Source organism: Leucobacter sp. Psy1 (genome assembly GCF_020096995.1).
Taxonomy (GTDB): domain Bacteria; phylum Actinomycetota; class Actinomycetes; order Actinomycetales; family Microbacteriaceae; genus Leucobacter.
The window spans coordinates 1,294,495-1,320,862 of sequence record NZ_CP083692.1 but is presented as its reverse complement, the minus strand read 5'-3'; the positions used below and the strand labels follow the sequence as shown (position 1 = coordinate 1,320,862).

Annotated in this window: 23 protein-coding genes; 16 read left to right on the top strand and 7 right to left on the bottom strand. The window is 67.3% G+C overall.

Annotated features, from left to right (window positions below; translation table 11 throughout):
* Window positions 1-6 precede the first annotated feature (6 nt).
* A complete protein-coding gene (locus K8P10_RS06220) occupies window positions 7-1,362 on the top strand; it encodes an NAD-dependent succinate-semialdehyde dehydrogenase (protein WP_224780936.1) in 1,356 nt (451 codons plus the stop codon).
* Between the two features lie 130 nt (window positions 1,363-1,492).
* Here K8P10_RS06220 and K8P10_RS06215 read toward each other — a convergent pair whose 3' ends face one another.
* Together K8P10_RS06215 and K8P10_RS06210 are read right to left on the bottom strand one after the other, a co-directional pair.
* A complete protein-coding gene (locus K8P10_RS06215) occupies window positions 1,493-2,098 on the bottom strand; it encodes a DUF1269 domain-containing protein (protein ID WP_224780935.1) in 606 nt (201 codons plus the stop codon).
* Window positions 2,099-2,212: 114 nt separating this feature from the next.
* A complete protein-coding gene (locus K8P10_RS06210; RefSeq protein ID WP_224780934.1) occupies window positions 2,213-2,551 on the bottom strand; it encodes a tRNA-binding protein in 339 nt (112 codons plus the stop codon).
* 49 nt (window positions 2,552-2,600) lie between these two features.
* Between K8P10_RS06210 and K8P10_RS06205 the strand changes: the two genes are divergently transcribed.
* The 3 genes from K8P10_RS06205 to K8P10_RS06195 all read left to right on the top strand — a co-directional run bounded on the left by K8P10_RS06205 (window position 2,601) and on the right by K8P10_RS06195 (window position 4,797).
* Entirely contained in the window at window positions 2,601-2,846 is a 246-nt protein-coding gene (locus tag K8P10_RS06205) for a hypothetical protein (protein WP_224780933.1), read from the top strand.
* A 46-nt stretch (window positions 2,847-2,892) separates the two neighbouring features.
* A complete protein-coding gene (locus tag K8P10_RS06200) occupies window positions 2,893-3,339 on the top strand; it encodes a hypothetical protein (protein ID WP_224780932.1) in 447 nt (148 codons plus the stop codon).
* A gap of 156 nt (window positions 3,340-3,495) precedes the next feature.
* Complete coding sequence (locus K8P10_RS06195; protein ID WP_224780931.1) at window positions 3,496-4,797, top strand: MFS transporter; 1,302 nt, start codon at window positions 3,496-3,498, stop codon at window positions 4,795-4,797.
* Between the two features lie 156 nt (window positions 4,798-4,953).
* Here the strand turns inward: K8P10_RS06195 and K8P10_RS06190 are convergent, their stop codons facing one another.
* The 3 genes from K8P10_RS06190 to K8P10_RS06180 all read right to left on the bottom strand — a co-directional run bounded on the left by K8P10_RS06190 (window position 4,954) and on the right by K8P10_RS06180 (window position 11,056).
* Window positions 4,954-6,900 carry a primary-amine oxidase gene (locus tag K8P10_RS06190; protein ID WP_224780930.1) on the bottom strand — a complete coding sequence of 649 codons (1,947 nt, stop codon included), beginning with the start codon at window positions 6,898-6,900 and terminating at the stop codon, window positions 4,954-4,956.
* 101 nt (window positions 6,901-7,001) lie between these two features.
* Window positions 7,002-9,125 carry a DEAD/DEAH box helicase gene (locus K8P10_RS06185; protein ID WP_224780929.1) on the bottom strand — a complete coding sequence of 708 codons (2,124 nt, stop codon included), beginning with the start codon at window positions 9,123-9,125 and terminating at the stop codon, window positions 7,002-7,004.
* 59 nt (window positions 9,126-9,184) lie between these two features.
* Complete coding sequence (locus K8P10_RS06180; protein WP_224780928.1) at window positions 9,185-11,056, bottom strand: FAD-binding monooxygenase; 1,872 nt, start codon at window positions 11,054-11,056, stop codon at window positions 9,185-9,187.
* Between the two features lie 141 nt (window positions 11,057-11,197).
* On the opposite strand from K8P10_RS06180, the gene K8P10_RS06175 reads away from it, so the two are divergent.
* Window positions 11,198-11,932, top strand: coding sequence for an IclR family transcriptional regulator (locus K8P10_RS06175; protein ID WP_224780927.1), 735 nt, complete (start codon window positions 11,198-11,200; stop codon window positions 11,930-11,932).
* Here K8P10_RS06175 and K8P10_RS06170 read toward each other — a convergent pair.
* Window positions 11,929-12,558 (bottom strand): TetR/AcrR family transcriptional regulator, encoded by a 630-nt coding sequence (locus tag K8P10_RS06170; RefSeq protein ID WP_224780926.1) that lies wholly within the window; start codon window positions 12,556-12,558, stop codon window positions 11,929-11,931. The genes K8P10_RS06175 and K8P10_RS06170 overlap by 4 nt on opposite strands.
* Before the next feature lie 144 nt (window positions 12,559-12,702).
* Here K8P10_RS06170 and K8P10_RS06165 point away from each other — a divergent pair, with 144 nt between their 5' ends.
* From K8P10_RS06165 to K8P10_RS06130, 8 genes are all read left to right on the top strand, one after another.
* Window positions 12,703-13,737: a phosphotransferase enzyme family protein gene (locus tag K8P10_RS06165; protein ID WP_224780925.1), complete on the top strand. Its 1,035-nt coding sequence runs from the start codon at window positions 12,703-12,705 to the stop codon at window positions 13,735-13,737.
* Window positions 13,734-15,002 carry an aspartate aminotransferase family protein gene (locus tag K8P10_RS06160; RefSeq protein WP_224780924.1) on the top strand — a complete coding sequence of 423 codons (1,269 nt, stop codon included), beginning with the start codon at window positions 13,734-13,736 and terminating at the stop codon, window positions 15,000-15,002. The genes K8P10_RS06165 and K8P10_RS06160 overlap by 4 nt, the downstream gene beginning before the upstream one ends.
* An 83-nt stretch (window positions 15,003-15,085) precedes the next feature.
* Entirely contained in the window at window positions 15,086-16,048 is a 963-nt protein-coding gene (locus K8P10_RS06155; protein WP_224780923.1) for a helix-turn-helix domain-containing protein, read from the top strand.
* A 247-nt stretch (window positions 16,049-16,295) separates the two neighbouring features.
* Window positions 16,296-17,114 (top strand): MoaF C-terminal domain-containing protein, encoded by an 819-nt coding sequence (locus K8P10_RS06150; RefSeq protein WP_224780922.1) that lies wholly within the window; start codon window positions 16,296-16,298, stop codon window positions 17,112-17,114.
* A 46-nt stretch (window positions 17,115-17,160) separates the two neighbouring features.
* Complete coding sequence (locus K8P10_RS06145; RefSeq protein ID WP_224780921.1) at window positions 17,161-18,342, top strand: ABC transporter substrate-binding protein; 1,182 nt, start codon at window positions 17,161-17,163, stop codon at window positions 18,340-18,342.
* Window positions 18,343-18,465: 123 nt separating this feature from the next.
* Window positions 18,466-19,341 carry a branched-chain amino acid ABC transporter permease gene (locus K8P10_RS06140; protein ID WP_224780920.1) on the top strand — a complete coding sequence of 292 codons (876 nt, stop codon included), beginning with the start codon at window positions 18,466-18,468 and terminating at the stop codon, window positions 19,339-19,341.
* Window positions 19,328-21,100: an ATP-binding cassette domain-containing protein gene (locus tag K8P10_RS06135; RefSeq protein ID WP_224780919.1), complete on the top strand. Its 1,773-nt coding sequence runs from the start codon at window positions 19,328-19,330 to the stop codon at window positions 21,098-21,100. The genes K8P10_RS06140 and K8P10_RS06135 overlap by 14 nt, the downstream gene beginning before the upstream one ends.
* Window positions 21,097-21,792, top strand: a complete 696-nt coding sequence (locus K8P10_RS06130) for an ABC transporter ATP-binding protein (RefSeq protein WP_224780918.1) — start codon at window positions 21,097-21,099, stop codon at window positions 21,790-21,792. Before K8P10_RS06135 ends, K8P10_RS06130 begins: the two co-directional genes overlap by 4 nt.
* Before the next feature lie 49 nt (window positions 21,793-21,841).
* Here the strand turns inward: K8P10_RS06130 and K8P10_RS06125 are convergent, their stop codons facing one another.
* Complete coding sequence (locus K8P10_RS06125) at window positions 21,842-22,660, bottom strand: SDR family NAD(P)-dependent oxidoreductase (protein ID WP_224780917.1); 819 nt, start codon at window positions 22,658-22,660, stop codon at window positions 21,842-21,844.
* Between the two features lie 182 nt (window positions 22,661-22,842).
* Between K8P10_RS06125 and K8P10_RS06120 the strand changes: the two genes are divergently transcribed.
* Genes K8P10_RS06120 through K8P10_RS06110 form a run of 3 tightly spaced genes read left to right on the top strand, consistent with a single transcriptional unit; the run spans window position 22,843 to window position 26,321 of the window.
* A complete protein-coding gene (locus K8P10_RS06120; protein ID WP_224780916.1) occupies window positions 22,843-24,333 on the top strand; it encodes an APC family permease in 1,491 nt (496 codons plus the stop codon).
* A 22-nt stretch (window positions 24,334-24,355) separates the two neighbouring features.
* Window positions 24,356-25,990, top strand: a complete 1,635-nt coding sequence (locus K8P10_RS06115) for an amidohydrolase (protein WP_224780915.1) — start codon at window positions 24,356-24,358, stop codon at window positions 25,988-25,990.
* Window positions 25,991-26,003: 13 nt separating this feature from the next.
* Window positions 26,004-26,321, top strand: coding sequence for an EthD family reductase (locus tag K8P10_RS06110; RefSeq protein ID WP_224780914.1), 318 nt, complete (start codon window positions 26,004-26,006; stop codon window positions 26,319-26,321).
* The last annotated feature ends 47 nt before the right edge of the window (window positions 26,322-26,368 follow it).

Below are 26,368 nucleotides of genomic sequence, written 5' to 3'. Positions count from 1 at the left end.
CTCATCATGACGAGTTACGCAGTCACCAACCCGGCAACGGGCGAGGTCGTCGCCGAGTACCCGACCGCCACCGATGCACAGGTCGAAGAGGCCATCGCCTCCGCCCAGAAGGCCTACCAGGAGTGGTCGCGCACGACCACTCTGGCAGAGCGGTGCGCCCTCGCCAAGAAGGCTGGCGAGCTGTTCATCGAGCGCAAGGAAGAGCTCGGCAAGATCATCCAGCGCGAGATGGGCAAGCCGCTCGCCGACTCGATCGGCGAGGCCGAGTTCGCCGGTGAGATCACCGCGAAGTTCGGTGAGATGGCTCCCGAGTGGCTCGCCGACGAAGAGCTGAAGGTCGACGACGGTCTCCGCACCTTCATCCGCAAGCAGGGCATCGGCGTGATCCTCGGCATCATGCCGTGGAACTTCCCCTACTACCAGGTGGCCCGCTTCGCATCGCCGAACCTGGTCCTCGGCAACACCATCGTGCTGAAGCACGCCGAGCAGTGCCCCGAATCGGCTCTCGCTATCGAGCAGATCTTCCGCGACGCCGGCTTCCCCGAGGGCGCCTACGTCAACGTCTTCGCCTCGCACGACCAGATCTCCACGATCATCGCCGATGACCGCGTGCAGGGCGTCTCTCTCACCGGGTCGGAGCGCGCCGGCGCGATCGTCGCCGAGCAGGCGGGCAAGCACCTCAAGAAGTGCGTGCTCGAGCTCGGCGGGTCCGACCCCTTCCTCGTGCTCGACACGAGCGACATCGATTCGGCCGTGCAGCACGCCGTCACCGGCCGCATGGAGAACTCGGGCCAGGCCTGCAACGGTTCGAAGCGCATCATCGTCATGGACCAGTACTTCGACGAGTTCGTCGAGAAGTTCAAGCAGGCGGTGAGCGGCCTCTCCGCCGACAACGACGACTTCGGCCCGCTCTCCTCCTCGAAGGCCACCGAGACGCTCACGCAGCAGGTCGCCGGAGCAGTCGAGCAGGGCGCCGAGATCCTCGTCGGCAACAACGAGCCTGAGGGCAACTTCTACACCCCCTCGGTCATCTCGGGCGTGACGCCGTCGATGGACGTCTACACCGAAGAGCTCTTCGGCCCCGTCGCGCAGCTCTACCGCGTTTCCAGCGACGAGGAGGCCGTGAAGCTCGCCAATGCGACGCCCTACGGTCTCGGCTCAATCGTGATCTGCGAGGATCTCGAGCGCGCCGAGCAGATCGGCAACCAGCTCGACGTCGGCATGGTCTTCATCAACGGTGCGGGCCTCGAGGGCGCAGATGTGCCCTTCGGCGGCGTCAAGCGCTCCGGCTACGGGCGCGAGCTCGGCCGCGGCGGTATGGAAGAGTTCGCGAACAAGAAGCTGTTCCGCTTCGCGAGCTGATCGTCCCCCGCGTATCACGCGCCAAGCGGCTGGGCCGGAATCCTTCGGGGTTCCGGCCCAGCCGCTTGCGAGGGGCAACTCTTCCCGTAGCGCGAAGTAGCGTCGCGAGCGAGCCAGCCCGCTACTCCCCCTAGTCGCTGTGCTGGAATCTCGCCTTCAGACGATCGATGCGTTCCTGGCGATGCTCCCTGCGCTCGGCATGCTTCTCGGCACGGACCTGCTCGTGAGCAGCCTGCGCGGCGGCATCCGCGGCAATCTCGGCGGCGGCGAGCTCATCGAGCACATCCTCCTCCCCGCGTCGGAGCAACGTGGCTCCGGAAGACTTCGCGAACTCATCGAGTTCGGCCGGCGAGTCTTCTCTGAGCTCAGCGATTACACCCGCGTGGCCCGGAGGGAGCGCCTGACTCATCTGAGCAATCACGCCCTCGGAGGCAGAGTCACGGGTCAGGTCGAATGCCGAACCGATGAGTCCGCCGCTCGCGAAGCCCAACAGCACCCCCAGCGGACCTCCAAGGACTCCGATGAGCGCTCCCAGACTGCCACCCCCGAGTGTCGCAAGCCCGATGACATTGTCCTGGCCGTCCGTCACGCGGAGTTCACCACTCGCTGTCCGTTCCACCACCGCGGCACCCGACACGGTGATGCCAAGATAATCAGCATTCCTGAACTTGCTGAATGCCTCGTAGGCCTTGCTCGGTTCGTCCCAACTCAACAGCACGACGTTCGATGTACTCATGTGGTTCCCCTGTCTCGTGATCCCCCAGGGTCGGGGTTTCCACCCTATGTACTCGAGCGCGTTGAAACCAGCATCCGCGACCTTGCCGGGTATGGACAGGAGCCGGCTCGGACATCAGGCCAAGCGTGATCCATTCGGCACCGGAGATTCCACGGAAGCCAGCACGATGCGTCCCTCGTCGTCCGGTGCCCCCGTGACCAGTACCTCCGACTTCACCCCCGCCACCCGCTTCGGCGGGAAGTTCGTGACGCAGATCACCTGTCTCCCGACGAGCTCGTCAGGCGAGTACAGGTCAGTGATCTGGGCGCTCGATCGCTTCACACCGAGATCGCCGAGATCGACGTCGAGCACGATGGCCGGAACTCGGGCTTTCGCGTTCGGCTCAGCCGCGACAACGGTGCCGACGCGGATCTCCACTTGCTGGAAGGTCTCCCACGAGATGAGTGCGGTCATGACTCCACGCTACCCTTGTTCACGAGTGCGCCGTGGGTACAGTGGGGTCGTGTTCGATAGCGGCACCGTCTCCATGGGCGTCTTCTGGTTCAGCCTCGCCCTGATCACCGCAGGACTCGCCCAGCAGAAGAATCGGAATCGGCTGATCTGGTTCGTGGCGGGCCTGTTCCTCGGCCCGCTCGCGACCGCTCTCGTCGTCGTATGGGACCCACCAGAGTCGGAGCGCAGCGGCGTCGGCGACAGCATCCGACGATACCGGGCAGCGCGCGCAGCCCAGCGATCCCGTGAAGCGTGAGGTTGAGCCTCTGGTGCACCGGCATGGCGGCCGCTTCACCGGGGCGGTGGGGAAGTTTCGGGCGCTGCTGCATCGTTTGAGTCCGTCGACGATCGGGAGCCTCAACTACGTCCACGTGATGTACGAAGTCGGTCTCGAAACCCTCGATGAACCTGCCATCGGAGTCTTCTCATCCGAGACGAACGCTCTCGCATACATCGATGACCATCGCGACGTCCCGCATATGGAGCTGCGCTGGCAGTCGGTGCCCCTCCACGGCGATGATGTCTTCGCCCCGAAAGCTGGGGAAATCGTCTATCTCGTGAGTGATGGCGGGCCCTCGGACGGTATCGAAGCGACGTACGTGTCTTCGGTGGGCGTCGCAGCGTTCAGGTCGCGCGAGGATGCCCTCGGATTCGCGGCGGACCACCGAGAGACACGCTACGTCTCTGACCCTCGCGTGCTCAGCATGGTGCTCGACGCTCTCACGGATGAGCGTACGAAGACTGTTTGAGGCTGGACCACTGTAGGCATCGAGCCGAGGCTCACGAGAGATCGACAGACGGGTGTGACCGCACCGAGAGCGCCTATCCGCTCGCGCACGCGCGGGCGGCATAAGATTTGTCATGTTCCCCCACTTTTCCCCCGACGGCCTCGTGGAAGGCAAGTGATGACCCTGAGCACCCCGGCGAAGCGTGAGCATCCGCGCGATTCCGCGAAATCTGCGCGCCGCGTCGCGTACGCGGCCCTCGCCGGGACCGCGATGGAGTGGTATGACTACTACTTGTTCGGCCTTGCCGCGGCCCTCGTGTTCAACCGGCTCTATTTCACGACGCTCGACCCGCGGGCGGCGTCACTCGCCGCTTTCGCGACGTTCGGTGTGGGGTTCGTGGCGCGGCCGCTGGGCGCGATCCTCTTCGGATCGATCGGTGACCGTATCGGCCGCCGTCCGGCGCTGCTGCTCAGCGTGACCCTGATCGGCGCTGCGACGGTGTGCATGGGGCTGCTCCCCGATTTCGCGGCGATCGGCGTCGCGGCTCCGGTGTTCCTCGTGCTGCTGCGGCTCGTGCAGGGCGTCGCCGTGGGCGGCGAGTGGAGCGGCGCGATGACCATCGCGGTCGAGCACGCGCCCGCTGAACAGCGCAGCAAGCTCGCGGCACTCGTGCAACTCTCCTCCCCCATCGCCACGCTGCTCTCGAGCGGAGCGTTCACCCTCGTGCTCCTCCTCCCCGAGGAATCCTTCGACGCCTGGGGCTGGCGACTCCCCTTCATCGCGGCGCTCCCGATGCTCGTCATCGCGCTCATCATGCGGGCGAAAATCGAGGAATCACCCGAGTTCTCCCGCATCGCCGCTGCGGGCACGAGGCCGCGGGTTCCCCTTATCGAACTCTTCAGGCGCGCGCCTGGCCGGCTCGGGATCGCGATCCTGGTCTCCATGCTGGGCGTCGGCGGCTTCTATTTCATGAACACGTTCCTCGTGAACTTCGGCGCCAACGAGCGCGGCATCGACCGTCAGATCATGGTGAACGCCATGCTCATCGCGGCGGTCGTACAGGCGTTCGTCACGATCTGGTCTGGCCGCCTCGCCACCCGCTTCGGGCCGGGGCGCGTGACGCTGTGGGGTGGGCTCGCCACCACCGCCGTCGCATTCCCGGTCTTCTGGCTCGTCGACACGCAGCACCCGCTCGCCGCGGTGGCGGCGCTGAGCCTGGGGCTCTCGGCGGTGATCCTCGCCTACGGCGTGGCAGGATCGGCCCTCGCCGGCCTCTTCCCCACCGAACTCCGCTACTCGGGAGTGAGTCTCGGCTACAACCTGGCTGCCGTCGTCGGCGGGTTCCTCCCGCTTGCAGCGCAGGCATCGCTCGGGTGGTCGGGCGGCGGGTCGTGGGGGCCCGCGCTCCTGTTCGCGACGTTCGGGCTCGCCACCGCGGTCGGGGGCGCGCTCGCGCACCGCGTGCTGCCGCGCGAGTAGTCCAACATCGGCCGATCAGGCCAGCACGCGGTTCAGTCGAGGGTTCGGTGGAGGGTTACGCATGGAATTCTCACCGAATAGCATGCGAAACCCTCCACTCAACGGGGTGACCAGGGCCAGGGCCAGGGCCCGTGCCAGGGCCAGAGCCGCGCGGACCTAGTGCTCGCAGGCGCAGGCCTCGCCACCGCCGCAGCACGCGTCTCCCGCAGCCCCGTGCGGCTTCGAGCGCGGCGCGTCGAGCGACGGGTTCCGGTCGAAGAACCCGAACGGCTTCAGCGTGAACGCCACCTTGTCGACGGGCATGATCGGCCAGTCCTCGGTGCGGGTGATGTGGTGGATGCCGAACACGTACCAGAGGACCACGTCGGTGTCGACGAGATTCTCGTCGTCAGCGATCCACGCGCTCATCCCGTTGCCGAGATCATCGGCTGACTGCGTCGGGTAGTCGCCCGCCGGCCAGAGCTCGCCGTCGTGGTGCTTCGTCACCCAGAGCGTCTTCCCGATGACCGGGTTTCGCTGCAGGATCGGGGAGGACTCGTCGAGCATCGCCGGGAACGACGCCGAGGGCACCAGCTTGTACGCCGTCGGCGCGCCCCATGCGTTCAGGCGGTTCGGGTTCTGCACCTTCCAGGATCGCTGCCGCTCCCAGTCGAACACGCGACCGGCCTCCGACTCTGAGGCGATGACGGTGCCGCGCGTGTGGAGGTCGAGGCCAAAGGGGTTCGCATCGCTGATCGGCGCGGCCATCGAATCGGACTCGACGACAGTGTTGTCATCGCCGTCGACGTCGAGATCGAGGCGGGCGACCAGGAAGTGCTGGTGGAACGGCGCATACGTGCGCTGGTCGACGACGGTGCCGGTCGGGTGGGTCGCCGATGCGTCCTCCATCGGCGTTGAGACCATGATGCCCGTCGCGCGGATCTCGCACTCAATGTTTCCGTCGGGGTAGAAGCGCCAGTAGACGAGATACTCGTAGTTCGCTACGGTCGCGTGCACCGAGACGACGAAGCGCCGCATGCGCCGCACCTCGGTGCCGGCGTCGGGATCGACGTGCTTCCAGAGCACGGCGTCGTCCTCCTCGTGCAGGCAGATGGCGTTCTTCGTGACGCGCGGCTGACCCGACGTGTCCGGGAGCACCCCGTCGAGGTACGTGATCTCGCCGAGGCAGTCGCAGCCGAGTTCGAGCGAGGTGCACATGTAACCGAGTCCCCACTCGCCGATGTCGAATGCGGTGCGGCGGTAGTGATCGAAGCTCGAGTCGCGGTACGGGACGATCATCTCGGCGAGTGACATCCGGTACGCGATGTCGCGGTACTCGTCGCCGTCCTTGAATCGCACCTGGTGGAGCACGGGGCCCTCGCGGTAGTTGAAGCCGATGCGGAACTCCCAGTCCTGCCAGCGCAGCAGCGACCCGTCGAGGGAGAACGAGACGCCCTCCGGCTGGGTGATCTCGAGGGGCTTCAGGTCGGTCCGCGGCGTCTCATTCCGCAGTTCCGGTGTGTACTCGGCGTCGACGGCGGGGAACCCTCGGTCGTGGCCCTCGTCAATCTCGAGCACCTCCATGGTGTTCACGTCGACGATGATCTTCATCCCGCTGAGCGGGTGCGCGTAAGGGTTCCCGTTCGGGGTCGCTCGCACCCAGATGTCCACCCAGCCGAGACGGCGGTCCCGCCACTGGGGCGGCATCACGGCATTGCCATAGGTCCAGAGGTCGAACAGCACGAGGTCGACGTTCACTCCGCGTTGCTCGAGCGCGGCACGAACCGCGGGTTCCGCTCGCAGTACCTCGTCGCACTCGTGGTACTCGTCGACGGTGAAGTTCGGGGTGACCCCCGGCTTCCCCGTCCACGATTCCACGGTGCCCTCGGTGAGGTTCACGACGGCTTCGAAGACCTCGTTCGTCCGCTTCTCCCAGAGCACCGATAGGGATCGGCGGACGACCGGGTCGCCCGCTCGCCAGGCGCGCATCTCCGCTTTCGGCGGCTCGCGCAGAATGATCGAGGCGTAGCGCCAACCCCCGTCGATCCCGTGCTCGCGCGCGAGCAGGGACGAGGTGGCCGACAGTTCGTCGGCGGTCAGCGAATCCAGCGGGTGCAGCGCCATGGCGACTCCTTCACATCGCCCGGCACGCCGTCGTGCCGGTTCTCACGATGGAGAACAGTCTGCCACTCCCGGTGCCGTTCGCCGAACCGGCGCCGCGGGGACTACCAGCGCGGCTTGCGCTTACCGTCGGACTGACCGCGGTCGTCGCGACCGCGACGGTCGTCACGACCGCCCCGGCCGTCACGATCGTCGCGGGAGTACCCGCCTCGACCCGAGCCGCGGTCATCGCGATCCCACGAGCGTCCGCCACGATCGGAGCCACCGCCACGGCGGTCCCCTCCGAAGTCGCGTCCGCGTCGATCCTGACGGTTGCCGCCGCGGTCTCCGCGGTCGTCGCGGTCGAAGCGTCCACGACCGCCGCCGTCGCGATCCCGGCCGCCGTCGCGGTCGCGGCTGTAGCCTCGCGAACCGCCACGGTCGTCATCGCGCCCGCGGCGCGGTCCGTTGTCGCGCTTGATCTGGATCGCCTGGCCGCTCACGCGGGTGTCGGCGAGACGGGCGAGCAGGTCGTCGGAGAGGTCCGCGGGCAGCTCGACCAGCGAGAAGTCGGGTCGGATCGTGATCTTGCCGAAGTCGTCGCGGTTGAGGCCGCCCTCGTTCGCGAGCGCGCCGACGATCTGGCGGGGATCAACCTGGTGGCGCTTGCCGACCTCGATGCGGTAGGTGCTCAGCGACCCGCTCGGGCGGCTCCGACGCTCACCGCGCTCGCGATCGTCGCGACGGTCTCGCTTGCCGTCGCCCTCTTCCAGGAAGCGCGCGGCCTGGGCACGGTCCCGAGCGAACTTCTTGTCGTCGTTCTCGTCGAGCAGTAGCGGCGTGTCGCCCTGCGACACGACCGCGAGCGCAGCGGCGACGTCGGCTTCGGGCACATCGTGGTTCCGCACGTAGTGCGCGATGATGTCGCGGAAGCGCTCCACGCGCTCCGTCTCGGCGAGGGCCGCGGTGATGGCGTCGTCGAAGCGCGAGAGGCGGGTCGCATTGACCTCTTCGATGCCGGGGAGCGGCATCTGCGTCAGCGGCTGGCGCGTCGCCTTCTCGATCGACTTCAGCATGCGACGTTCACGCGGGGTGACGAAGCTGATCGCGTCACCGGACCGGCCTGCGCGGCCCGTGCGGCCGATGCGGTGCACGTAGGACTCGGTGTCGATCGGCAGGTCGTAGTTGATGACGTGGGTGATGCGCTCCACGTCGAGTCCGCGGGCAGCCACATCGGTTGCGACGAGAATGTCGAGCTTGCCCGACTTCAGCTGATTGACGGTGCGCTCGCGCTGCGCCTGCGCAACGTCGCCGTTGATGGCGGCGGCCGAGTAGCCGCGAGCACGCAGCTTCTCCGCGACCTGCTCGGTATCGTTGCGCGTCCGGGTGAAGACGATCAGACCGTCGAAGTTCTCGATCTCGAGGATGCGGGTGAGCGCGTCGAGCTTCTGCGTGTACGAGACCACCACGTAACGCTGCGTGGTGTTCGCGCTCGTCTGCGTCTTTCCCGCGATCTTGATCTCTTCGGGGTTGTTGAGGTGCTGCTGCGAGATCCGGCGGATCTGCGCGGGCATGGTGGCCGAGAAGAGCGCGACCTGCTTGTCGTCGGGCGTATCGGCGAGGATCGTCTCGACGTCTTCAGCGAAGCCCATCTTCAGCATCTCGTCGGCCTCATCAAGCACGAGGTACTTCAGCTCGGAGAGGTCGAGCGTGCCCTTGTCGAGGTGGTCCATGATGCGGCCGGGCGTGCCGACGACGATGTGCACGCCACGGCGCAGGGCCGACAGCTGCACTCCGTAGCCCTGCCCGCCGTAGACGGGAAGCACGTGCACGTTCTTCATGCGGGCGGCGTAGCTCTCGAAGGCCTCGCAGACCTGCAGCGCGAGCTCACGAGTCGGTGCGAGCACGAGCGCCTGCGGTGGCGTCTTCTGGGAGACGTCCAGGCGCGACAGGATGGGCAGCGCGAACGCGGCCGTCTTGCCGGTGCCGGTCTGCGCGAGGCCGACGACGTCGCGCCCCTCGAGCAGAACGGGGATCGTCGCTGCCTGGATCGCGGAGGGCGTCTCGTACCCGACGTCCTTGAGCCCCTTGAGCACGTCGGCGCTCAGGGCGAGGTCGGAGAAGGTGAGCTCGCCCTCGGCCTGCGATGCGGCCTGCTCGCCCGTCTCAGCCGCCTGCGCGGGCTCGTTCGGCGTCGTGTGTTCAGTGTCGCCAGCCGGAGTGTGCGGTGCGTGCTCAGAAGAGGTCATCATACAAGCTTACGCCCCTCGTCGCGGTACCGCGATTCCCGGCATGGCGACACGCCGCGTCAGCGGGCGAGCAGCACTCGCTCGAGGAGCTCGCCGAGGGCTTCGGGGGCATCGAGCGGCAGGACCGCCGCCACGTACTGATCGGGCCGCACCACGACCACCGCGCCGTCGCGGCCGATACCCCGTTCGGCGAAGATGTCGTTCCCGTCTTCGGTCGCGTAGACCTTCTCGTAGTCGATGAGGTCGAAGGGCCCGGTTCTCGGCAGGAAGATCTGCGGTACTCGCGTGACGTCGATCTCGGAGTAGTCCTGCGGGTAGACGGCCTTCACGTCGACAATCGCGTCGAGATTGGCACCCTGAGGAGTGCAGCGCCGCACCGGCGAAGCGGGATCCTCGTGCATCCACTTCGCCCACCGCTCCAGTGCCGCTCCGCCGGCATCGGCGAACGCGTAAACGCGGTACCGGCCGTCCGCCCGGTGGTGGTGACCGAGGTGGATCCGCACGGCATCGGCGACGCGCACCGTCGGCGCGGACTTGAACCGCTTCCCGACCGGGAACCCGGATGCGAGCTCCTGATGCGCGGTATCACCCGTGATCATCGACGGCGCGTACTCCGTCATGAAGCCAGCGGGGAACTCGGCGGTTGCGACATAGAAGTCCTCGAGCTCCGAGGGAGAGCTGAACTCCTCGGGCCGCTTCGCCATCATCGTCGACCACTCCCGGTCGAAGTCGATGAGGTTCTTCGCCACGACCTGACGCTCGTCGGAGTACGTGCGCAGCAACGTCTCGTCGCTGCGCCCCTCGAGCACGTACCCGAGCTTCCATGCGAGGTTCCAGCCGTCCTGCATCGATACGTTCATCCCCTGCCCGGCTTTGGCACTGTGGGTGTGGCACGCGTCGCCGAGGAGGAATACGCGCGGCTTGCCGTCGGGTGAGGTCTCGGCGTCGTCGAACCGGTCGGTGAGGCGGTGGGCGACCTCGTACACGCTGTGCCAGGCGACGTGCTTCACGTCCAGGGTGTAGGGGTGCAGGATCGCCTGGGCCCGCTCGATGATCGCCTCGAGAGGCGTCTCGCGCACCCGACCCCCATCGGTCTCGTCGACCTCGCCGAGGTCGACGTACATCCGGAAGAGGTGGTTGCCCTCCCGCGGGATGTGGAGAATGTTGCCGCCGTCGTGAGACTGGATCGCGCACTTCTTCCGGATGTCGGGGAAGTCGGTGACCGCGAGCGTGTCCATCACGCCCCAGGCGTGGAAGGCCTGGTCGCCGGCGAGCGTACCGCCGATGGCGCGACGCACGCCCGAGCGGGCTCCGTCCGCTCCGACCACGTACTTCGCCCGCACCGTCACCTCGGATCCCGAGTCCGGCCCGGAGGTGCGCCGCAGGGTGACGACGACGGGGCGGTCGCCCGAGTCCTCGACGACGAGTCCGACGAACTCGTAGCCGTAGTCCACCGCTCCGCGCGCAGGCGAATGCTGCGCGTACTCGGCGAAGTAGTCGATCACCCTGGCCTGGTTCACGATGAGGTGCGGAAACTCGCTGATCCCCGCAGGGTCGTCTGGGGCGACCGCGGTGCGGGTGATGTCGCGCGGCGTTTCCGCACTCGGCTTCCAGAACGCCATCTCGGTGATCTGGTACGCCTCCTGGATGATCTGCTGGGCGAATCCGAACGCCTGGAACGTCTCGACGCTGCGCGCCTGGATCCCGTCCGCCTGACCGATCGCGAGACGCTCGGGGCGGCGCTCGACGATGCGGGTCACGACATCGGGAAATTGGGCGAGCTGTGCTGCAGCGACGATTCCCGCCGGGCCGGAACCCACGATGAGCACATCGACTTCACCCGGCAGGTCGTCCGGCCGATCGAGCCCGACCCCGCGAGCCGGTTCGACGCGCGGATCGGTGGACACGTACCCGTGGTGGTGAAACTGCACTGCATCTCCTTTGTTGCATGTTCACTATTTGAACTCTATATTCGAATAGCGCGCACTCAGACTATGCGGTGCGTCACGATCTCACAAGTACGAACGAACGAGTCACAGCGACGCGTCACTAACCCGGGAAAGACGGCGAGCATGATGGCGACCACCTCCGAGTCCGGCACGACTGGCGACGCGGGCGGGGCTGGGGCCCAGACCCTCTCCCGCGGGCTGCGTGCCATCGAGATCCTCGCCGAGGCGCCGAGGCCGCTCTCCATCGCCGCGCTGGCCCGGGCGCTCGATGTGCACCGGTCGAGTGCCTACCGGGTGCTCCGCTCCCTCGAGGCGCACCGCTTCGTCGTGCGCGATGACGCGGGCCTCATCAGGCTCGGCCCGAAACTCACCGCCCTCGCCCGCGGAGTGGCGCCGTCGCTCACCTCCGCAGCTCAGCATCCGCTCGCTGAGCTGGCCGAGACCGTCGGCATGACCGCGTTCATCACCGTGCTCGACGCCGACGAAGTCATCACGCTGGCCTCTGCAGAACCGGCGAGCGTGCCCGCGACCATCTCGCGCAGCCCCGGCGTACGGCACCCGATCGACCGCGGCGCCCCCGGGCACGCCATCGAGTCGGGGTTGACGCCCGACGCGCATGAGCGACTGTTCGGAGACCCCGACCCCACCCCCGCCGCTGCCGCAGCGCAGCGCTCGGGGTACTCCCTCACCGAAGGGGAGGTCATCGACGGGGTCGTGGCGATCGCCGTGCCCCTGACCATTGCTGGCGAGCCCCCGGCTGCCGTCGCCGTCGTGCACTTCAGCACCCCAGACGACGTGGCGTCGGTGGTCGCCGACCTTCACCGCACCGCCGACAGGATCGCCCGGAACTACCGCTAATCGCGCGACTCTGCCGCCCGAGCGATTCCCGAGACGAGCGCGGCGAAGGCTGCCGCCGCCCGGTCAGGGTCCAGGGCACCGGACGCGACGCCGATCGCTGCCTCGCGCAGCGCTCCGACAAGTAGCGCAGCGACCACGTGGGCATCGGTATCCGCGGGCACCGCCCCCGCTTCTCGGGCGGCCTCCAGCGTTTCGCAGATCATTCCGGCGCTCGCCCCCGACCCGATCCCCCGCTCAGGGCCTCCGTGCACGATCGCGGGGCCCGAGACATTGTAGAAGTGCCCGAGATGCGTGTCTGCGGCGAGCGCGAAGAGCGGTGCGGCGTGGGCGGCGATGCGCTCGGTCCAGCTCCCTGCGTCATCGACGGCGGCGCGGGTGCGCTCGACGACCCGAGCTCCGAGTTCGGCGTAGGCGGCGCGGAGCAGTTCGTCGCGGCCTCCGGGGAAGTGCGCGTAGACGGTGCCGCGGGCGACGCCGGAGGCCGCGACGACACGGTCGATGGTGGCGGCGGAGTCGCCGCCCACTGCGATGACGTCGAGGACGGCGACGGCGATCTCCTGGCGGGTTCGGTCGCGTCGACGCTGCCGGAGCGTCGGGGGTGCGGCGTCGTCGGTTCGCGGGGTCACGGGCCCAGTCTACGACCCGGGCGAGGCTCACTCGGATGGTGAATGCAGGTTCTAGACTACGAGTCTAGTTTTACTGCTATTCGCGTGTTAGCGTGTGCATCGATATCCCTCCGCGCACCGACGCACGACCTCGAGAGGAACGCCATGGTCACCGCCGATCCGAGCGCTGGCGCCGCGCTCGCACGCCAGGCGCTGCCGCGCTTCGGCTTCACCGAGGAGGTCGAACTGCGACTCCTCAAGCAGCGCGAGAACGCGGTCTACGCGTTCACGGCGCGCGGCGACGACTATGTCGTGCGTGTGCACCGGCGCGGGTACCACTCCGACGCGGAGCTCGACTGCGAGCTCGCGTTCGTTCGTGCGCTGCGGGCGGAGGGCGTGGCTGTTCCCGACTTCCTGCTGGCCGACGACGGCCGCGGGTTCGCCGTGGTGGGTGCTCAGCACCCCGAGGGTGCGCACCAGGTCGACGTGCAGCGGCACCTCGCCAATACGGGAAACTTCGGCGACGAGCGCACCGGTGTGGATGGGTCGGCGATGATCGACCCGGAGGACTTCGCCGAGCTCGGCCGACTCGCGGCCCAGGTGCATGAGGCCACGGCCCGCTCGGGGTACCGCATGGCGGTGCCGCGGGACGACTGGGACCTCGACGGCCTCGTGGGGGCCGAGCCGGCGTGGGGCGATCCCTTGCGGCTCGATGAGCTCGCCGGAGACGATCGGGCCGCCGTGGTCGACGCGATCCCGCGCATCCGGTCGCTGCTCGGCGACTACGGAACACCGGAGCACCGGTTCGGCCCGATCCACTCCGACCTGACGCCGGAGAACGTGCTCCGCACCGAGGCGGGACTCGTGCTCATCGACTTCGACGACTTCGCCGCGGGCTGGCACCTCTTCGACCTCGCGACTGCACTGCACTTCTACGTGCCGCATCCGCGCTTCACCGAGTACCGGGACGCGCTCTTCGCCGGGTACGCGTCGGTGCGCTCGCTGGACGACGCCGACCACGCGGTGTTCCCGGCGATCCTGCTCGCTCGCGGTCTCACCTACCTCGGGTGGGCGGCGGACCGCCGCGGGGAGCCGACCGCGGAGTGGCTCGCCACTGATGTTCTCCCCCATATCGTCCGGTTGGCACACGAACTCAACGCTGCGCCGTCCGTTACCCCCTCTGCAGGAGCCCGCTCATGACCTCGAACGCCGATCTCATCGCCCGCCGCAACGCCACTATCGGGCCCTACTCCCCCCTGTTCTACACCGAGCCGCTGCAGTTCGTCTCAGCGCACGGCGTCTGGCTGACCGAGGCGAACGGCGAGCGGTATCTCGACGGCTACAACAATGTGCCGCACGTCGGCCACGCCAATGAGCGGGTGGTCGGTGCGCTGTGCTCCCAGGCCGCCACCCTGAACATCCACACCCGCTACCTCAACGAGCGGGTGGTCGACTACTCCGAGCGGCTGCTCGCAACGTTCGCGCCCGAGCTCGACCGGGTGCTCTACGGCAATTCCGGTTCCGAAGCGAATGAGCTCGCGCTCCGCATCTCACGGCAGCTCACGGGCGCGACCGGCGTCATCGTCTCCGACTACAGCTACCACGGCACGACGATCACGCTCGCGGAACTCACGACGGGCCTCAAGACGCGCGAACCGCTCGGCGCCCACGTGCGCACGCTCAGGATCCCCGATCTCGATCGCGACGACCGACCCGAGGCCGAAGTACTTGCCGCGACCCTCGCCGAGCTCGATGCCGCCATCGACTCGCTCCAGGAGCACGGTTTCGGGGTCTCCGCCTGTCTGTTCGATCCGCTCTTCTCGACCGAGGGAATGCCTCGGCTCCCCGAGGGGCTCATCGCGGGCATCGTCGACCGAGTGCGCGGCGCGGGCGGTCTCGTCATCGCGGATGAGGTGCAGAGCGGGTTCGGCCGCACCGGCACCCACATGTGGGGCCACGAGTACGCCGGCATGAGCCCGGACCTCGTCACGATGGGCAAGCCCATGGGCAACGGCCACCCCATGTCCGGCGTCGTGACCAGTGAAGCCGTGCTCGACGCGTTCGGGTCGCGCAACGAGTTCTTCAACACGTTCGCGGGCAACCCCGTCTCGGCGGCGGTCGGCGAAGCCGTCCTCCTCGAGATGGAGGAGAAGCAGCTCATGACCCGCGCTCGCGGGCTCGGTGAGACTGCCGGCTCCCGCTTCCGCGAGTTCGCCGAGCAGTACGATTTCGTGCGCTCCGCGAAGGGGGCCGGCCTCTTCCTCGGACTCGACTTCGCCATCGACGGGGCCCCGGCACCCGAACTCGCCAAGCAGGTCGTTGAATCGATGAAGCGCCGCAACGTATTGATCTCGCGCATCGGCCGCGACGAGAGCGTGCTGAAGGTCAGGCCCCCGCTCGCGTTCAGCTCGGATGAGCTGCCGATCCTGCTCGACGCACTGGATGAGTCACTCGCCGAGGTGTAAATTTCGCGCCCGAGTCTGCCGAAGGAGTACCCTCGGAGCAGGTGATGCTTCGAAGGCGGAGCATCATGAGAAAGGTACAGGGCATGACAACTGCACAGGAGCAGAACGTGTCTCGGGCGGACTCGCGTCCGACCCAGGTCGACAGCATCGGGGCGTTCCGTCGGATCGTATCGAGTTCATTCGTGCCGCTGGAGATCAGCGGCGAGGAGCGCGGCCCGTTCATGGCTCGGCTCTGCTCGGCGGATGCCGATGACGTGGTCTTCACCGAGGTGGCCGCCCGCCCCCATCTCGTCGAGCGCACGCGAGACACGATCGCGAGCGGAGGGAGCGGCTACTACAAGGTGAGCCTGCTGCTCTCAGGCAGCAGCATCCTGGTACAGGACGGTAAAGAACTTGTGATGCGCCCCGGCGACCTTTCGGTCTACGACACGTCGCGACCCTACTCACTGCTCTTCGGCGAGGACTTTCGGAACCTCATCATGATGTTCCCCAAGGACCGTCTCGAGATCCCCTCGTCCTTCACCGACCAGTTGACGGCCGTGTCGCTCAGCCAGGAGCACCGGGGCGTCTCCCCCGTCCTCACGGCATTCCTCTCGCAATTCCCCGGGCAACTCACTCATCTGAGCCAGCCCGTGCGCGCGAAACTCGCTCACACGAGCATCGATCTCATGGGAACGCTGTTCTCGAGCATCCTTGACGCTGCTCCCGGTCAGCGCGACCCCCACCAGGTGCTCCTGCAGAAGATCTACGCCTACATCGAACAACACCTCTCATCGGGTGACCTCTCGCCCGGCTCCATCGCAGCAGCCCACTATGTTTCGACTCGTCATCTGCACTCGCTGTTCCGGCAGGCCGACACCACGGTCTCCACGTGGATCCGCGAGCGACGACTCGAGCGCTGCCGGACGGATCTGCTTGATCCCGTGCTCGCCGAACGCACGGTCTCCGCGATAGCGGCACGCTGGGGCTTTACCGACGCGGCGCATTTCAGCCGTGTCTTCAAATCGGCGTACGGCCTCTCACCGAGCGACCTGCGCCGCGGCTGAGCCGCCACTCCGCGTAGCTGCGATCCTCCCCGCATCGTCGGGGAGCACCCCGGCGCGCGTACCTGCAGGCCTCTGCACGCCTCGAATCGGAACCGAGTTGAGACACGCGTTGACCGTTAGCGCACGACTGTTGTCGGAGGCGGTGATCGGATGCCTCGGTGGCCGTTTCGGTGCCTACAGTGAGATCACTTCCGGACGGTGGTGTTCCCAGATCATCGCCCGGCTTCTTCGAAGGAGATGAAGCAGCATGATCCACGCGCGCATCGGAGCACTGGACACTCAACGCAAGGGCGTCGACGACTGGGCCACCTACGACGAGTTCGCAGCGGGCATCGACACCTATCGGCTGCCGAACGTATCACTGCGAGGCCGCACCCTCGCCTTGACGCTCGCGGACGGCAATGTGCTCTCCTTCTCGTTCGCCACGGACACCGTGACGTGGAGCACGAACGGTTCCATCGCGGAACCTGGCGCAAATGACCCGTACGACGCCGTGCAGGTGCGCAGCGACGTCTTCTTCCTGAACCTGCCCCTCACCTCGCGCGATCGCGAGGCAGTCACGGTCGTCTGGTCCGAACGCACCGGCCGCGCGATCGTGACGCATTCCCGCATCGATGCCGAGCACACGGATGGTGAGCCCCAGGTGAAGCAGGACTTCATCGCCGCAACGCTCGACGGGAGTGCCGCAACCGGGAAGGCACCCGCCGAATCCCGGGACCTCATCGGCAAGCGCAACCTCTACCGATACAGTCCCGAGCACCTGTACGAGCACGTTTACATGTCCACCGAGCGCTATGCCTGGCAGAACCTGCAGGGCGTGCAGCGCGGCCACGGCGATATGGATCTCTCCACCGTCTGGAAGCTCGACGACGCGCTCTACCTCTTCTGCTTCCGTGAGTTCCGCATTCCGGTGGCGAGCGTGTGGCTGCACGATCTCGGCTACGACCTCATGACCACCGGCATCTTCCTCGGCATCACTGGCAGCGGAACCTCCGAGCACTCCCGAGCAGGAGGCCACGTGTACCCGCTCGGCACCGTCGCCTACCCCGACGTGCAACCCGTCTGATCCCGACTCACTGATTCACTCCCCCATTCCGTTCGAGAGGAACACCATGAAATCACGCATCCTGGGCATCGCCGCCCTGACTGCGGCCGCCGCGCTGGCGCTGACCGGTTGTGCCGGAGGCTCCGGCGGCGACGGCGACGCACCGATCAAGCTGGGCTCCGTCAATACCATCAGCGGTCCCGCCACCTTCCCCGAGGCGTCCGAGGCCGCTGCGGCCGTGTTCGACCAGGTGAACGCCGACGGCGGCATCAACGGTCGACAGATCGAATACAAGGCCATGGACGACAAGGCCGATCCCGCCACGGCGACCGCCGCAGCACGCGAGCTCATCGGCAGCGACGAGGTTGTCGGCCTGGTCGGCGGCGCCTCGTTGCTCGACTGCGAGATCAACGCGAAGTACTACGAGCAGGAAGACGTCCGATCGATCCAGGGCATCGGCGTCGACCCCGGGTGCTTCGACTCGCCGAACATTGCGCCCGCAAACATCGGCCCGTTCAACGACACGACCCTGACCATGCTCTACGGGTCTGAGGAGCTCGGGCTCGAGAACCTCTGCGTCTTCACGAGCGTCATCGGTTCGACCGGTCCAGCCTACGCGGCCGCCGTTGAGCAGTGGAGCGAGATCACGGGGAAAGAGACCACCATGATCGACGACACCGTCCCCTACGGCGGTGCCGACTACACGCCCTATATCGTGAAGGCCAAAGAGGCCGGCTGCGACGGCATCGTCAGCAACGCTGTCGAGCCCGACGCGATCGGGCAGATCAAGGCGGCGAATCAGCAGGGCTGGGATGACGTCTCGTTCCTGTTCCTCACCTCGACGTACAGCGAGAGCTTCGCGGCAGCGGTGGACAACAGTGCGGCAGGCGTCTACGTTCCCGCAGAGTTCTACCCCTTCACCGAAGACAACGAGATCAACGCCGACTGGAAGTCGCTGATGGAGGAGAACGAGATCACGCTCACCTCGTTCAGCCAGGGCGGCTACCTCGCCGCGACGTTCATGGTGGAGGTACTCGAGAGCATCGACGGAGACATCACCCGTGAGAGCGTCAACGACGCGCTGGCGAACATGGAGCCGATTGACAACGACATGCTCGCGTATCCCTATCAATTCGACCAGATCGCCGCCCAGGACTACGAGCCGGGCGGTTGGCCCGTCGTCCTGAAGTCGGGCACCAACGCCTGGGAGCAGGCGGCCGATGACTGGCTGATGATCCCGGCGAGCTGACGCTCACCGCTCTGCCGGGGTTGGCGGGCGCGCTGCCCGCCAACCCCGGCTCCCCCACCTCCGGCACGAAAGGCCGCTGATGTTCCACCCTCTCTTCACCCCGCAGCCGCTCGGTGCCCCGTCATGAACGGCAGTGCACTGCTCCAGGGCGCCCTCTCCGGTCTCGCGGCCGGCGGCGTGTACGCCGTGTTCGCGGTAACCCTCACCCTCATGTCCCGCCTGGTGCGCGTAGTGAACTTCGCCCAGGCCGCGACCGGCATGTTCGCCGCATTCATCGCCGTGTGGTTCGCGAGCAGACTCGACATGCCGATCTGGCTGGCGACCATCGCCGGCATCCTGGTCGGCGCCCTCTTGAGCGCCGCAATCGGCTGGATCGCAGCCACGTGGTTGTCCGAGGCCGACCTGTCGACGCGCTCAGCGATGACCGTCGCGCCGTTCCTGCTCCTGATGTCACTCTCATACATCATGTTCGGCAACAAGCCTCAGCCGTTCTCCCCGATCTTCAACGGCGCGGCCTTCAGCGTCGCCGGAGTAGTGGTGAGCTGGGTGACGGTCATCACTGTGACCCTGGCAGTGCTCGTCGCCGCATCCGCCGCGGTCCTGCTGCGGAAGACGACGATCGGCACCCAGCTCCGCGCCCTCTCCGACCGTCCGACGACGGCCGAGCTCATCGGCATCGCATCGAAGCCGCTCTCCGTCGGTGTGTGGGCCGTGACCGGCGCGGTCGGCGCAGTGACGATCCTCATCATCGCCCCGACGCAGTCGAACGACGCGGTGAGCCTCTCCATGCTCATCATTCCCGCCGCCGCCGCTGCGCTGCTCGGCGGATTCAAGCGCCTCGACCTCGCGGTTGTCGGTGGCCTCGTCCTGGGAGTGGTGAACGGCGTGGTCGCGCAGATCAACGAACTCGCACTCGTGCGCAACTTCGTGCCGCTCCTGTTCATCGTGATACTGCTGCTCTGGTCGCAGCGGAAGGAGGTGTGGGATGCTGCTCGCTAATCGTCGCGTGCGCGCGTTCCTACCCGTCGGCATCGCCGTCGCCGCCCTCGCGGTGGGCTGGGCGCTGAGCGCCGGTCTCTCCGGCTACACGGTCTACCTCGCCATCAGCATGGTGACCGCCTCGATCGCGGTGCTCGGGCTCGGCGTCGTCACCGGCTCCGCCGGAATCATCGCACTGTGCCAGCTCACGTTCGCCGCCATCGGCGCCTGGGTGGTGTCCTGGCTTAACGTCGCGCAGACTCCCGGCGGCTTCGTCGTGTGGCTCATCGCGGGCGCGATCGTCGCAAGTATCGCCGGAGTACTCATCGGGCTCCCGGCGCTCCGGCTGCGCGGGGTCAATCTGGCCGTCGTGACGCTCGGTCTCGCGGCTGCCTTCGACGTGCTGCTCGTGCAGACGCAGTTCCCCGGCCAAAAAGACGGGCTCTCAGTGGAGCGTCCGTCTTTCTTCTCGAGTGACCGCGAGTACTTCTTCTTCGCGGTGATCGTGCTCGTCGTCTGCGGACTCGGTGTTGCGCTGCTGCAGCGAAGTCGCGTGGGGAGCAGCTGGAAGGCCGTCGCCTTCTCCGAGCGCGGGACCGCCGCCGTCGGGCAGAGCGTGCGCCTGGCCAAGCTGTCGGCGTTCGCGGTGAGCGCGGCACTCGGCGGAGTGTCGGGTGGGCTTCTCGCCGGCCAGGTCGGCATCCCGTACGCCGCGAGCTTCACCCCCATCCAGTCGCTTGCGCTCTACATCCTCGCGGTCATGAGCGGCGCCTACCTCATCGACATGGCGATCTTCGCCGGGGTGCTCTGGGTCCTCGTCCCCGAGCTGTTGAAGGGTTGGGGCATTCCCCAGGATTGGGCGTTCGTCGTCTTCGGTCTCCTCGGCATCCAGGCGCTCACCAGCGGATCCAACCTCGGCGAGGCGATCCGCGGCGGATTCGCGAAGCGCGCGAAACGGCGGAGCGAAGCGGCGGCGGCCGCTTCTGCCGCCGATCCGCCCGACGTGGGTACGAGCGTGCTCGATGTGTTCGCGGTACCGGAGGCGGCGGAACCGATCCCCGACGACGCCGCACCCGTGCTCGAAGTGCGCGACCTCGGAGTGCAGTTCGGCGAGCTCAAGGCCCTCGAAGCGGTCTCCCTGCGGGTCCGTCCGCGAAGCATCATGGGCTTGATCGGGCCGAACGGCGCGGGCAAATCGACCTTCGTTGACGCGGTCAGCGGTTTTCTTCCCCAGCACACGGGCGATGTCACGCTCGACGGGAACAGCATCAGCCGACTTTCGCCAGCGGCCAGGGCGAGACGCGGCCTCCGCCGGACATTCCAGCAGGATCGCGTTCCGCCTCAGTTGTCCGTCGAGGCATACGTCCGATTCGTCGCACGCGAGCGGCTCGATCACGATGAGCTTGCCGACGCGCTCGCGTTCCTCGGGTGCCCGCCGCCGAGTGAGAGGCTCGCTCACGTCGATGTCGGTACGCGCAGGCTCATCGAGGTGGCTGCTGCGGTCCTGTCAGGGCCGCGCGTGCTGATCCTCGATGAGCCGGCCGCTGGGCTCTCGCACGAGGAGCATCTCGCGTTCGGACACCGGCTGACGCGGATCCCCTCGCGCTTCGACACGGCGATCGTGATCATCGAGCATGATCTCGACCTCGTGCGCTCCGTGTGCACGGAGCTCACTGTCCTCGACTTCGGCAGGGTCCTCGCGCAGGGGGCGAGCGCCGAGGTTCTCGACGATCCTGCCGTGATCGCGGCCTACATGGGAGATGCGGAGATGACGCAATGAGCGAACTGCAACTGAGTGGGGTCACGGTCAGCCGCGGGGCAGGACCGGTGATCTCAGGCGTCGACCTGACCCTGCGCGCCGGCGAGATCGTCGCCCTCGTCGGCCCGAACGGGGCGGGGAAGACGAGCCTCCTGGAATCCATCTCCGGCGTAATCGGGCACTCGAGCGGAGACATCGCCGTCGACGGCGAGTCGATTACGAAGTGGAAGCGAGTGCAGCGGTCGCGTGCCGGAATCGCGCACATCGAGCAGGGCCGCGCGATCTTCCCATCGCTCACTGTGCGGGAGAATATCCTGCTCACGGCGAAGACCACAGCTGCCCTGGAGGACGTACTGCACTCGTTCCCCGAGCTCGAGAAGCGGATCGACTCGCAGGCCGTGCTCCTCTCCGGGGGTGAGCAGCAGATGGTCGTGCTCGCGCGGGCGTTCGCTGCGCGGCCACGCTTCCTTCTCATCGACGAGATGTCGCTAGGGCTCGCACCCGTCGTGTTCATGCGGCTGCTCCCGCTCGTGGAGCAGATCGCCGAATCCGGCGTCGGTGTGCTCCTCGTCGAACAATTCACCCACCTCGCTCTCGGCATCGCCGATGATGCAATGGTGCTGGCGAGCGGGCGGGTCACCCAGCCGCAGGGCCCTGCCCGCCGACTCCAGGAGGACGACGGACTGCTCCGCTCGGCCTACCTCGGTGGATAGACCCGAGACGGCAGTCCGGGCTCGACCAGCGCGGCCGAGCCCGGACGACCTACATTCCCGCCTGTTCGAACGCGAGCGTCGGCAGGTCCACGATGTGCGCGCCCCCGTCCGCGACGAGCACAGCCCCGGTCATGTACGAGGACTGGCGAGATCCGAGGAAGCGTGCGATCGCGGCAATCTCCTCAGGTTCGCCCGGGCGTCCCAGCGGAACATCGGAGGTGACCGCCGCGTAACCGGCCGCCCGGTCCCCGATCTCGGGGGCGTGGCTCGCGAACTCGTCCATCTCGGCATCGGCCATCGGGGTGCGGACCCAACCGGGGCAGATCGCGTTCACCCGCACCCCGCGACGACTGTAGTCGCGCGCGAGGCTCTTGGTGAGGCCGATGAGCGCGTGCTTGCCGACCGTGTACCCGGCAACCGATGGTCCGGCGAAGAGCCCAGCGAGCGACGAGATCACGACGATCTCACCACCGCCGTCTGCCTCGAGCGCGGGCAACGCCTCGCGCGCCATCACGAACGCCGTCGAGAGATTCACGGTGATGGCGGCCTGCCAGTCCTCATCGCTCGTTTCGCCGACGGCGGAGAAACCGTGTCCACCGGCATTCGCGACCAGGACGTCGAGGCGGCCGAATCTCGAGACCACCTCCTGCACCGCGGCCCGGGCTGACGCGGCCTCGGACGCATCCGCGGTGATGGCGATGCCCCCGATACGCGCGGCGACCTCTTCGATCGGGCCCCTCCGACGACCGAGCACGACCACGGTCGCCCCGTCATCGGCGAACCGTTGGGCGATCGCCGCACCGATGCCGGTGCCTCCCCCGGTGACGACGACGACGCGCCCCTGAACTCCTTCGTCCCTCGCGACCATGCGAATCCGCCTTCCGTTGTGCATGTGGTGCGCCATCGGCACCCGTACCGCCATTCTCCCGGCCCGCCCCCACCACTATCGGATCCCGACGCTGACGTCATAGCCACCTGCCCCCACGGTCAAGCCATCTGTGTGCATAATCACTCCATCCCCTGCATTTCCGGTCGGCGAAGGAGCCTGCCATGTCTGAATCTCACGTCAACACCGCTCTGAGGAAGAATGCGCTCGGTGTCGCCGGCATCGTGTTCCTCGTGCTCGCGGCGGTCGCCCCGCTCACCGGGACCATCGTGGTCGCCGGCCTCGCGATCGCTCTCGGCAACGGCGGCGGAACACCCATGTCCTTCCTCATCGTCGCGGTCGTCCTGCTGCTCTTCGCCGTCGGCTACGCCCAGATGTCGAAGCAACTCGTCAACGCCGGCGGCTTCTACGCCTTCGTCGTCAAGGGCCTCGGGCGCCCGGGCGGGCTCGTCGCGGGTCTGATCGCCACGCTCGGTTACAACTTCTTCGTCGTCGGCACGATCGGCACGAGCGGCTTCTTCATGCAGATTGTCATCGCCGATCTGACGGGATTCAATCTGCACTGGTACGTGTGGGGCCTCGCGTCCATCGTGGTCTCCTTTCTCATGGGGAGACGGGGGATCGATTTCAGCTCGAAGATCCTCGGCGTGGCGCTCGTCCTCGAGGTCCTGATGCTGGTGGTGTTCAACGTATCGGTGCTCGTGCAGACCGGGTACGACGTCGCTGCGTTCTCACCATCGGCTGTTTTCGCTGGCTCGCTGCCCATCGGTCTGCTGCTCGCCGCCACCGGCTTCCTCGGATTCGAAGCGACCGCCCTCTTCGGCGAGGAGGCACGCGATCCGCAGAAGACGATCCCGCGCGCGACGTACGCCGCGATCATCCTGATCGGGGTGATCCTGGCCTGGACCACCTGGTCCGTCGTCAGCGCCACCGGCGTGGCGCAGGCGCAGGACGAGGCCCTCGCGCACCTCGAGGGCGGTGACCTGATCTTCGCGCTCGCTCAGCAGTACCTCGGGGGGCCGGCTGTGGTGCTCATGCAGGTGCTCCTACTCGTGAGCCTCTTCGCCGCGATGCTCGCATTCCATAACGCGGCGACCCGGTACCTGTTCGCGCTCGGTCGGGCGCGAATCCTCCCTTCTGCCCTGGCACGGACCCGCGACAACGGCGCACCGCAGTTCGCCGGGATCGTCCAAGCCGGCTTCGCAGCAGTCGTCGCACTCTGCTTCGCGCTCGCGGGAGTCGACCCGATCACATCCCTGGTCCCCGCCATGCTGGGCTTCGGTACGCTCAGCCTGATCGTGCTGCAGGGTTTGGCCGCGCTCTCCGTGATCGTGGCCTTCCGCAGACAGCGCGATCCGCGCTTCATCGCAACGTTCATCGCCCCGGGGATCGGCTTCACCGGTCTCCTCTGCATCGCGGTACTCGCCTTCCTGAACTTCGATATCGTCGCCGGTTCGGATGCACTCGCCGTCAATCTGCTGCCGCTGCTGCTGCTCCTCGCCCTCGTCGGCGGACTTGCGTACGCAGCGTACCTGCGCTCGCGAAAACCCCAGGTATACGCGAGCCTCTCGAACGACTTGGAACGGTTCGACGTGGAGCGGGTTTCGACGACCACGGATACGACGCCCCGCAGCGCCCCCGGCCAGGAACGCTGAACACACACGAATGGAGTCGACGATGCCGCACCCCGATCTCATCCTCGTCAACGGAACCATCTACACGGTGGACCCTGCGCAACCGCTCGCCGCGGCCATCGCCGTCACCGACGGACGCATCTCGGCGGTGGGCAGTAGCGCCGAGATCGAGCATCTCGCGGGGCCGTCCACCGAGGTCCGGGATCTCGCGGGCGCATTCCTGATGCCTGGCCTGATCGACGCGCACAATCACCACGCCATCGCCGGTGAGGAGGAGCTCTTCCAGCTGCGTCTGCCGATCGGCGCGCACCTGGACGGCATCGTCTCCGCGGTTCGCGATCACGCGGCGAGATCGTCCGAGGAAGCGTGGATCGTCGGCGGCCCGTGGGCGAGCGATCGCCTGGGCGAGATCAGCAGTGCCGATGCTCTCGCACGACTCGACGAGGCGGCCGGGGGCCGCCCCGTGATGCTCTCCGATGACTCGCACCACAACCGCTGGGTCAATTCCCGCGCGCTGGAACTCGCGGGCGTCTCGGCGGAACACGACGGCGTCGTCGTTGACGCCGATGGCCGGCCCACCGGCGTGCTGTTCGAAGCTGCTGGCATCCCCGTCGCTCGGGCGCATCGCGCTGCCGGAGGCCTGACGCCCGAGCAGAGCCGGCTGGCCTCGCAGCGCGGCGTCGAGATCTTGAATTCGTTCGGCGTCACCGCATTCCAGGACGCCGCGGTCTCCGCTCCGACCCTCGAGGCGCTCCGTTCGCTGGACGCGAGCGGCGACCTCGACGCGTGGGTGGTGTCGTCGATGCTCATCAACGACGAGATCTTCGGATACACCCCGATCGGCGAGGATCTCGTCTTCGACGGTGAGCAGTACCGCACCGAGCACCACCGGCCCGACTTCGTGAAGATCTTTCTCGACGGGGTGCCTCCCACCCGCACGGGCGCGTTCATCGAGCCCTACCTCCCCGATGACGTGCACGGCGCGCACCACCACGGCGAGACGCTGCTTCCACCCGAGGAACTCACCGATTGGCTGCGTCGCGTCGCTCAGCGAGGCCTCTCGGCGAAGATCCACTGCACGGGCGACGCCTCAGCGCACGCGGTACTGAACGCGGTGGAAGAACTCCGAGAGGAGGGCTTCGCGGACACCCGCTACCACGTCGCCCATGGGCAGTTCATCCACCCGGACGACATCACGCGCTTCGCCGAACTCGGGGTCGTTGCGGAGATCTCACCGTTCATCTGGGTGCCTGGACCGATCGTCGAAGCGATCCGCGAGGTGCTCCCGCGGGAGCGGGCAGACCGGATGCAGCCGAACCGCGACCTCCTCGACGCGGGTGCCGTCGTCGCGGGCGGCTCGGACTGGCCGGTCTCGGTCTCCCCGAACGCGTGGGAGGGCATTCACGGACTCGTCACGCGAGAGGATCCAAGCGGCCAGTATCCCGGCGCGCTGTGGCCCGAGCAGGCGATCACCCTCGAAGAGGCGATCGCCGCGTTCACCATCGGCGCGGCATCCGCGCTGGGGCTCGCCGAGGAAACGGGATCGCTCGAGGTCGGCAAGTCGGCCGACTTCATCCTGCTGGATCGCGACCCGTTCGCACACCCGGCGGGTGAACTCGTGCAGACCACCGTCGCCGAGACCTGGTTCTCGGGGCGCCGCGTCTACCGGCGCGACTGAACCACGATCGGAGATGCCCGTGCACCAGCTCATCGTGCTCTACCCGGAACCCGTCGACCGCGACGCCTTCCGGGACTACTACCTGCACACGCACCTGCCGTTGTGCGCGAAACTCCCAGGCGTACAGCGGATCACTTATGCGTTGGACATCGACGAACCGGGCGACGGACCGTATTTCGCGGTCTTCGAGGCGACGTTCGCCGACGAGGCGGCGCTCACCGCCGCGCTCACCTCGCCCGAAGGCCGGGCGGTCGAGGCCGACGTACCGAACTACGCGACGGGCGGCGCGACCGTGCTGCCCGTCGCAGTCCAGACGCTCCCGATCGGGTGAGGCGAACGGGGACGGACACGGGATCTGCCTGACCGTCCCCGGGTCCT